Below are 4915 nucleotides of genomic sequence, written 5' to 3' on the forward strand. Positions count from 1 at the left end.
GCTGCGGCGCGAGCACGTGCTGGCGCTCGACGCGCTCGTCGTGGCGTGGACCGGCCAGGGCCCCGTCGACCTGCCGGGCGCGCGCAGGGGCTCGCGGGCGTGTGGCAGGCTGGTCCTCGGCGCGGCCCGGACGGCGGGCTCGACGATCGACGGGAGTGCGCGTGGACCCGGCTGACCTGGGCGACCAGCTGCAGGACGTCCTGCTGACCGAGGAGCAGCTGCACACCCGGCTCGACGAGATCGCCGTCGAGATCGACCGCGACTACGCCGGCAAGGACGTGCTGCTCGTGGGCGTCCTCAAGGGCGCCGTCATGGTCATGGCGGACCTGGCGCGGCGGCTGCACACCCCCGTCGCGATGGACTGGATGGCGGTGTCGTCATACGGCTCCGGGACGAAGTCCTCGGGCGTCGTGCGCATCCTCAAGGACCTGGACACCGACCTGTCCGGCCGTCACGTGCTCATCGTCGAGGACATCATCGACTCCGGCCTGACGCTCTCGTGGCTGCTGTCGAACCTGCGCTCGCGCGGCCCGGCGAGCGTGGAGATCGCGACGATGCTCCGCAAGCCCGACGCGGCGAAGGTCCAGGTCGACGTCCGCTACGTCGGCTTCGACATCCCGAACGAGTTCGTCGTCGGGTACGGGCTCGACTACGCGGAGCGCTACCGCAACCTGCCGTTCGTCGGCACGCTCGCGCCGCACGTGTACGGCGGCTGACCGCCGCACCGCGCACGGCGGCTGTGCCCTGGGCGAACAGGAGCGGGACCCCTCAGGGACACCGTGTACTTTCGAGGTCTGCTGTCGAGGCGGCAGCCTGATCGACCGGAGGATGAGGGGCCCGGCCCCGTGCCTATGAACGCCAAGCGACTGGCCCGTGGGCCGTACCTGTGGATCGTCATCGCGCTGCTGCTCGCGTGGGTCGGCGCCTTCGCGCTGCGCACCCCGAGCGTGCAGACCATCGACACCTCGGACGGCCTCGCGCTCCTCCAGCAGGGCAAGGCCGAGCAGGCCAAGATCACCGACGGCGTGCAGCGCGTCGACCTCACGCTCGAGGACGCGTTCGTCAAGGACGACCACGACTACGGCAAGCGCGTGCAGTTCACGTACGTCGCGCCGCAGGGCGAGAGCGTCGTCCAGGCCGTCCAGGACGCCGACCTGCCCGGTGGCTTCACGTCGGTCAACCCGCAGCAGTCGTGGTGGGTCAGCCTGCTGAGCCTGGTCCTGCCCTTCGTCATCATCCTGGGGATCTTCTGGTTCCTGATGTCGAACATGCAGGGCGGCGGCTCGCGCGTCATGAGCTTCGGCAAGTCGCGCGCCAAGCTCGTGAGCAAGGAGTCCCCGCAGGTCACGTTCGCCGACGTCGCGGGCGTGGACGAGGCGGTCGAGGAGCTCCAGGAGATCAAGGACTTCCTCACCGAGCCCGCCAAGTTCCAGGCCGTCGGCGCCAAGATCCCCAAGGGCGTGCTGCTGTACGGCCCGCCCGGGACCGGCAAGACGCTGCTGGCCCGCGCGGTCGCCGGCGAGGCGGGCGTGCCGTTCTACTCGATCTCCGGCTCGGACTTCGTCGAGATGTTCGTCGGCGTCGGCGCGAGCCGCGTCCGGGACCTGTTCCAGCAGGCCAAGGAGAACAGCCCGGCCATCATCTTCATCGACGAGATCGACGCCGTCGGCCGGCACCGCGGTGCGGGCCTCGGCGGCGGTCACGACGAGCGCGAGCAGACGCTCAACCAGATGCTCGTCGAGATGGACGGCTTCGACGTCAAGACGAACGTCATCATGATCGCCGCGACGAACCGCCCCGACATCCTCGACCCCGCGCTCCTGCGACCCGGCCGCTTCGACCGCCAGGTCGCCGTGGAGGCGCCGGACCTCAAGGGGCGCGAGCGGATCCTGCGCGTGCACGCGCAGGGCAAGCCGATGGCGCCTGGGGTGGACCTCACCGCCGTCGCCCGGCGCACGCCCGGCTTCACGGGCGCCGACCTGGCCAACGTCCTCAACGAGGCGGCGCTGCTGACCGCGCGCCAGAACGGCCAGCAGATCGACGACCACGCGCTGGACGAGGCGATCGACCGCGTCGTCGCCGGGCCGCAGAAGCGGACCCGCGTGATGAACGTCAAGGAGCAGAAGATCACCGCGTACCACGAGGGCGGCCACGCCCTGGTGGCGGCGGCGCTGCGCTACACGGACCCGGTGACGAAGGTGACGATCCTGCCGCGCGGGCGGGCGCTGGGCTACACGATGGTCATGCCGACCGAGGACAAGTACTCGACGACGCGCAACGAGCTGCTCGACCAGCTCGCCTACGCGATGGGCGGCCGCGTCGCCGAGGAGCTGGTCTTCCACGACCCGACGACGGGCGCGAGCAACGACATCGAGAAGGCCACCGCGACGGCCCGCAAGATGGTGACGCAGTTCGGCATGAGCAGCCGGCTCGGCGCGATCCGCCTCGGCCAGGAGAGCAACGAGGTCTTCCTCGGCCGCGACGTCGGCCACCAGCGCGACTACTCGGAGGACGTCGCGGGCGCGATCGACCTCGAGGTCCGGGCGCTCGTCGAGCACGCGCACGACGAGGCGTGGGAGGTGCTCGTCCAGTACCGCGACGTGCTCGACCACCTGGTGCTCGAGCTGCTCGAGAAGGAGACGCTCAACGCGCAGCAGCTCGCCGAGATCTTCCGGCCGGTCGAGAAGCGCCCGCCACGCGAGGTGTGGCTCTCGAGCCAGCAGCGCACGGTCTCGGACCGGCCGCCCGTCATGACGGCCGCCGAGCGCAACGGCCACAACGGGCACGTCGTCCCGCAGGACGAGGCCGCGGCCGCGAACGCGGAGCACCCGGCCGTCGGCGCGGTCGAGCTGCCGCCGTCGCAGACGCCGGACGCGTGACCGCGATGGGCGTGGACCCGGTCTCGGGCGGCGGCCGGGCGGTGCGGGAGTACGACCAGCCGCGCGCCGAGGCCGCGATCCGCGAGCTGCTGCTCGCCGTCGGCGAGGACCCGGAGCGCGAGGGGCTGCGGGACACGCCGGCCCGCGTCGCGCGCGCCTACCGGGAGATCTTCGCCGGGCTCTACCAGGAGCCGCAGGACGTCCTGACGACGACCTTCGACCTCGGCCACGAGGAGATGGTGCTGGTCAAGGACATCGAGGTGTACTCGACCTGCGAGCACCACCTGGTGCCCTTCCACGGCGTCGCGCACGTGGGCTACATCCCCGGCCCGACGGGCGAGATCACCGGGCTGTCCAAGCTCGCGCGGCTCGTCGACGTGTACGCGCGCCGGCCGCAGGTGCAGGAGCGGCTGACGACGCAGGTCGCGGACGCGCTCGTCGAGTCGCTGCACCCGCTGGGCGTGCTCGTCGTCATCGAGTGCGAGCACCTGTGCATGTCCATGCGCGGCGTGCGCAAGCCGGGCTCGCGGACCGTGACGTCCGCGGTGCGCGGTGCGATGCGCGACGCGGCGACCCGCGCCGAGGCGATGAGCCTCGTGCTGGGACGCTGACGCGACGACCGTCCGCGTCCGCGCCAGCACCTAGGCTCGCCCCGTGAGCGTCGTCGGACCCGCAGTGCTCCCGCCCGCGCTGAGCCGGCCCGGGCGCACCGTCGTGATGGGCGTCGTGAACGTCACGCCGGACTCGTTCTCCGACGGCGGCCGGTGGTTCGCCCCGGACGCGGCCGTCGCGCACGGCCTGCAGCTGCTGGACGAGGGCGCGGACCTGCTGGACGTCGGCGGCGAGTCGACGCGTCCCGGCGCCGCGCGCGTCCCCGTCGACGAGGAGCTCGCCCGGGTCCTGCCGGTCGTCGAGCAGCTCGTGGCGCGCGGCGCCTCCGTGAGCGTCGACACGACGCGGGCCGTCGTCGCGCGCGCGGCGCTGGAGCGCGGGGCGGTCCTCGTCAACGACGTCTCCGGCGGGCTCGCCGACGAGGCGATGGCGGAGGTGGTCGCGAGCAGCGGCGCCGCGTACGTGGTGATGCACTGGCGCGGCCACTCCGACGTCATGGACGCGCTCGACGACTACGAGGACGTCGTCGTCGACGTGGCGCGCGAGCTCGGCGACCGGGTGCGGGCGCTGCGTGCCGCGGGGGTGCGGGACGAGCAGCTCGTCCTCGACCCGGGCCTCGGCTTCGCGAAGCCCGGCGCGAGCAACTGGCCGCTGCTGGCGCGCCTGCCCGAGCTGACCGCCGCGGGGTACCCGGTGCTCGTCGGCGCCAGCCGCAAGCGGTTCCTGGGCCACCTGCTCGCCGGCCCGGACGGCACGCCCGCGCCACCGCAGGAGCGCGACGCCGCGACCGCGGCCGTCAGCGCCCTCGCCGCGGCGGCGGGTGCGTGGTGCGTGCGCGTGCACGAGGTGCGTGCCAGCGCCGACGCCGTGCGCGTGGCGCGGGCCTGGGCGGACGCGGGTGACGCGCAGGGCCCCACGGACTGGCAGGGTGGTGCCGGCACGACGGCGCGCACGGCCGACGGCACGTCGACAGGAGGACGCACATGACGGGCGACGCGCTCGCGCTCGACGGCCACGGCAGGCCGCTCGACCGGATCAGGCTCACCGGGATCTCGGCGACCGGCTACCACGGCGTCTTCGCGCACGAGCGCCGCGAGGGCCAGACGTTCGTCGCGGACGTCGTCGTGCACCTCGACACCCGCCGCGCCGCCGCGCGGGACGACCTCGAGCAGACTGTCGACTACGGCGCGCTCGCCCAGAGCGTCGCCGCCGTGCTCTCGGGCGAGCCCGCCGACCTCGTCGAGACCGTCGCCGAGCGCATCGCCGCCACGGTGCTCGCGGCCTCCCGCGCCGTCGAGGCCGTCGACGTCGCCGTGCACAAGCCGCAGGCCCCCATCACGGTGCCGTTCGACGACGTGGTCGTCGCCATCCGCCGGGACCGCTCGAAGCTGCCTGCGGCCGAGCCCTCGCCGCCCCCGCCGCGC

General features: G+C 73.2%; 5 protein-coding genes. All 5 read left to right on the top strand.

Annotated features, from left to right (window positions below; translation table 11 throughout):
* Positions 1 to 161 precede the first annotated feature (161 nt).
* Positions 162 to 716, top strand: a complete 555-nt coding sequence (hpt, locus tag HGCM_RS05990) for a hypoxanthine phosphoribosyltransferase (RefSeq protein ID WP_026075294.1) — start codon at positions 162 to 164, stop codon at positions 714 to 716.
* 135 nt (positions 717 to 851) lie between these two features.
* On the top strand, positions 852 to 2879 hold the full coding sequence (gene ftsH, locus HGCM_RS05995; protein ID WP_019135958.1) for an ATP-dependent zinc metalloprotease FtsH: 2028 nt from the start codon (positions 852 to 854) through the stop codon (positions 2877 to 2879).
* Positions 2880 to 2884: 5 nt separating this feature from the next.
* Complete coding sequence (folE, locus tag HGCM_RS06000) at positions 2885 to 3490, top strand: GTP cyclohydrolase I FolE (protein WP_040399511.1); 606 nt, start codon at positions 2885 to 2887, stop codon at positions 3488 to 3490.
* A 43-nt stretch (positions 3491 to 3533) separates the two neighbouring features.
* A complete protein-coding gene (folP, locus tag HGCM_RS17195) occupies positions 3534 to 4478 on the top strand; it encodes a dihydropteroate synthase (RefSeq protein ID WP_019135960.1) in 945 nt (314 codons plus the stop codon).
* On the top strand, positions 4475 to 4915 hold a 441-nt coding region (gene folB, locus HGCM_RS17200; RefSeq protein WP_019135961.1), incomplete at its 3' end, for a dihydroneopterin aldolase. The genes folP and folB, both read left to right, overlap by 4 nt.

The organism is Cellulomonas massiliensis JC225, from assembly GCF_000312005.1.
Taxonomy (GTDB): Bacteria; Actinomycetota; Actinomycetes; order Actinomycetales; family Cellulomonadaceae; genus Cellulomonas; species Cellulomonas massiliensis.

Coding starts and splice junctions, on each gene's coding strand:
- ftsH (WP_019135958.1), top strand. CDS start 852: ATGAACGCCAAGCGACTGGCCCGTGGGCCGTACCTGTGGATCGTCATC.
- folE (WP_040399511.1), top strand. CDS start 2,885: ATGGGCGTGGACCCGGTCTCGGGCGGCGGCCGGGCGGTGCGGGAGTAC.